Origin of the sequence: Micromonospora sp. CPCC 206060, assembly GCF_036906895.1 — a bacterium.
In the GTDB taxonomy this organism is placed as follows: domain Bacteria; phylum Actinomycetota; class Actinomycetes; order Mycobacteriales; family Micromonosporaceae; genus Micromonospora.
Genome location: NZ_JBAKHU010000180.1, coordinates 1 through 2,826 on the forward strand (window position 1 = coordinate 1; position 2,826 = coordinate 2,826).

At 61.2% G+C, this 2,826-nt stretch carries 4 protein-coding genes and 2 pseudogenes; all 6 read right to left on the bottom strand.

Features of this window, described 5'->3' with window-relative positions; all coding sequences use genetic code 11:
• Window positions 1-27: 27 nt before the first annotated feature.
• On the bottom strand, window positions 28-618 hold the full coding sequence (locus tag V6U90_RS33015) for a polymorphic toxin-type HINT domain-containing protein (protein WP_334445034.1): 591 nt from the start codon (window positions 616-618) through the stop codon (window positions 28-30).
• Between the two features lie 160 nt (window positions 619-778).
• Window positions 779-1,075 carry a hypothetical protein gene (locus V6U90_RS33020; RefSeq protein ID WP_334445036.1) on the bottom strand — a complete coding sequence of 99 codons (297 nt, stop codon included), beginning with the start codon at window positions 1,073-1,075 and terminating at the stop codon, window positions 779-781.
• An 11-nt stretch (window positions 1,076-1,086) separates the two neighbouring features.
• Window positions 1,087-1,446: a hypothetical protein gene (locus V6U90_RS33025; protein WP_334445038.1), complete on the bottom strand. Its 360-nt coding sequence runs from the start codon at window positions 1,444-1,446 to the stop codon at window positions 1,087-1,089.
• A 177-nt stretch (window positions 1,447-1,623) separates the two neighbouring features.
• Window positions 1,624-2,148, bottom strand: a pseudogene (locus V6U90_RS33030) (transcriptional regulator); the annotation flags it as partial.
• 87 nt (window positions 2,149-2,235) lie between these two features.
• Window positions 2,236-2,517, bottom strand: a complete 282-nt coding sequence (locus V6U90_RS33035; RefSeq protein WP_334445040.1) for a DUF6881 domain-containing protein — start codon at window positions 2,515-2,517, stop codon at window positions 2,236-2,238.
• Between the two features lie 2 nt (window positions 2,518-2,519).
• A pseudogene (locus V6U90_RS34150) lies at window positions 2,520-2,753 on the bottom strand (HYD1 signature containing ADP-ribosyltransferase family protein); the annotation flags it as partial.
• Window positions 2,754-2,826 lie beyond the last annotated feature (73 nt).

A 2,826-nucleotide genomic window follows, 5' to 3' on the forward strand; every position in this document is an offset into this window, starting at 1 on the left:
ACCATGATCCAACCCGAACGACCCAGGTCAAGCCGACCCGCCGACGAGCACCTGACCAGTCACTCCACCGCTACATGCCACCTCGCACACAAAATCGTCGTCGTAGACGTCATGATCGGTCCATTGCGTCCCATCTGGACGACGAACATCGCCGCCAGTGCGCACATTCCGCTCAGGGAAAGCGCTCTGAATCGCGCCCCGGACCTCTTCCTCCCCGCAGTTATGCACCAGGACCGGGGTGTTGCCGGCCACCATATAGTACGTGTGGTCGGTGTCGACGGTGAGGTCGTACATGACCTGCGCGCCGGTGAAGGAGGCGACGGCGGCGACGGTCAGCGGTTCGCCGTCGAGGGAGCGCAGGTCCTCACCGACGGTCAGGTCGGCGGCGTAGATCCACTCCTGACGGTCCTCGCTCCAGAAGGGGTGGTGCGCAGTGGTGTTCAGGACCGAGCGGTTGCCGTCGCCGTCCTCGACGGTGATGTCGGTCAGGTCGGTGTCGTTGTTGATGTGGGTGTCGGTGACGACTCGGACGGTGGTCTTACCGGTCTCCGGATCGGTGGCGAGGACCAGGTCCCCTTCCTCCAGATCCTCGATCGGCCGGGTACTACCGTCAGCCATGACGACCTTGGTGCCTGCTGCGAAGCTGTCCTTGCAGCTCCTATCCGCCTCGGCGGCCCTGTTAGCTAGATGTCGAGGGAGCGCAGGTCTTCATCGACAGCCTCGATTGGTGAGGCGCGCTGTCGGCGCGCCGCACCAATCGGGCAGACGTTACGACACCCTAATCGCCTAGAAACCAGAGATAAAGGTGCGATCCGCTTTCGACCTGCCGACAGAGAGATTCAATTTCTGCTGCAGTTTCATAATCAATGAGACCTTGAATGGACAAGCCGGCAAGCTCGCGGCGAAGCCTCCCGGCCTGCCGTGAATTAAATACCGTATCCCCGTAAGGCAACAGCCCACCCAGGAGAGGGAAATCATCTTCATTGACATACTGAAGCGTGCTCACCCAATCCAGCCCGACGGAACCGCGCGCGACGATCTCACCCGACTCCGTTCGCACTTGTAGATCGATCATGTGTCACCTCGTCATATCGGGTGAACGCTCTCGACAACGCCGTCTTTTACCCAGACCGCAATCGAGAATAGATCATCCCCATTCTTGTCGTAACCAACCGGATGAACACTACCAATATCCAAGATATGCCGATGAGCCGATCCCGTGCCAACGTTTGTTCCATCGATCGGCTTTCTCATCGCCAACTTAGCCCAGTTGCGGATGCGCTTCGGCTTGACCCAGCTCTCGAATTTTGACTTTTCCTTCCAGGTAGTAAAAGCCTCCGGCGCATTCTCGTCATGTCGAGCCAAAATGTGTTCGTCCATTAATTTCTTCGAGATGGACCCGGTGCCGCAATTGTGTACGAGCACCGGATCGTCACCGGCGATCACATAGTACGTGTGGCGTTGTTACGGTGGCCGTGGCGATGTCATGGCGTCGATCTTGGCAGAGAGCTGGGCTTTCGCTCAACTACCCGTCGGCACCTCATCGATTGTTGGCGATTTTGACAGCAGTCGTGACAGCAACGTGGGCGCACGCTGGGCTGAGCGAGCCGTCGGCCGGGGCGTCTACTCGGTCGGTCGTCTGGTGCTGTTGGCGGGTTTCTTCTTCTGCGTGCGGCGGTCGATGAGCCGGTCGACGGCGGCGATGCGGCGGTGGAGGCGCGCGGAGCCGGCGTCGATGGCGGTGGTGTCGATACGGGCGACGACGGCGCGGGCGGCGTCGAGGTCGCCTGCTCTGGCGTGGCCTTCGGCGAGCCAGGTTTGGTAGAGGGCGACTTCGCGGGCGTGGTCGTGGTTGTAGGCGGCGATTGCTCGGGTGAGGAGGGGTTCGGCGGCGGCTGGGGTGCCGAGTTCGATGAGGCAGCGGGCGGCCATGACGTCGATCTCGGTCCGGTTGAGCCAGTACACCCATTCGGGTTCGGCGATGCCGTCGGTGCGCTGGTCGTAGGCGTCGTTGACGGCATCGAGGGTGCGGCGGGTGGTGTCGGTGTTGCGGAGGCGGGCGGCGGCCCAGGCGAGGCGTTCCAGCAGCAGCGCCCGCACGAGCGGACTGGTATCGGGGGCGCCGGTGACGGCGGAGCGGGCGATGATTTACGCCGTAACGACCACCGAGCAAGCTGGCTTAAAAATCCAGCGCGCGTGAATGAATGACCTCCTCGGTCATGCTAAACCTAGAGGTTAGGCCTTGGCTCGCGCGTCACTCCAAGCACGCTCGAACTCCTCCGAGGTTATCAGCTCAGCTCGACAGTCGGACTGGCTCGAAATTTCCTCAACCGACGGAAAGGGAATCTCCGAGAGGCCAACCGTCGCCGTCTCATGATGCCCGTCGGCCCACTCGGACCTTCCGTCGCGATAGAGCTGAACCTTACGAACCTCGTAGCCATCCTCGCCGAGTTCGCTGAGGTAGAGCACAGGATCATCGGGGAAGTTATGCTCCCACAGAACCTTGATGTACCTCATCCCTAATTCCTCCCAGAGCGGACGATGCGCCCAGTCAGATCCAGCGGCCCACTGTTCGGGACCACGAAGACTCCCGACCTTCCCTGGACCACCTCAAGCCCTCTCACATCGATTTCTATGTAGTGCGTAAACTTACGCCCAGCCCACGGGACTCTCAAGAAGGCCGCGGAGAGCTGTCCTGGCGTCTTAGTTCCCGGTTTGATGTCAGTTAGATACTGCCCGTCGCCGTAGCGAGCATCCTTCGGGGTGACTGGTCAGGTGCTCGTCGGCGGGTCGGCTTGACCTGGGTCGTTCGGGTTGGATCATGGT

Excerpts from the sequence above, each read along its gene's own strand:
- V6U90_RS33015 (WP_334445034.1), bottom strand. The coding sequence starts at position 618 with ATGGCTGACGGTAGTACCCGGCCGATCGAGGATCTGGAGGAAGGGGAC.
- V6U90_RS33020 (WP_334445036.1), bottom strand. The coding sequence starts at position 1,075 with ATGATCGATCTACAAGTGCGAACGGAGTCGGGTGAGATCGTCGCGCGC.
- V6U90_RS33035 (WP_334445040.1), bottom strand. The coding sequence starts at position 2,517 with ATGAGGTACATCAAGGTTCTGTGGGAGCATAACTTCCCCGATGATCCT.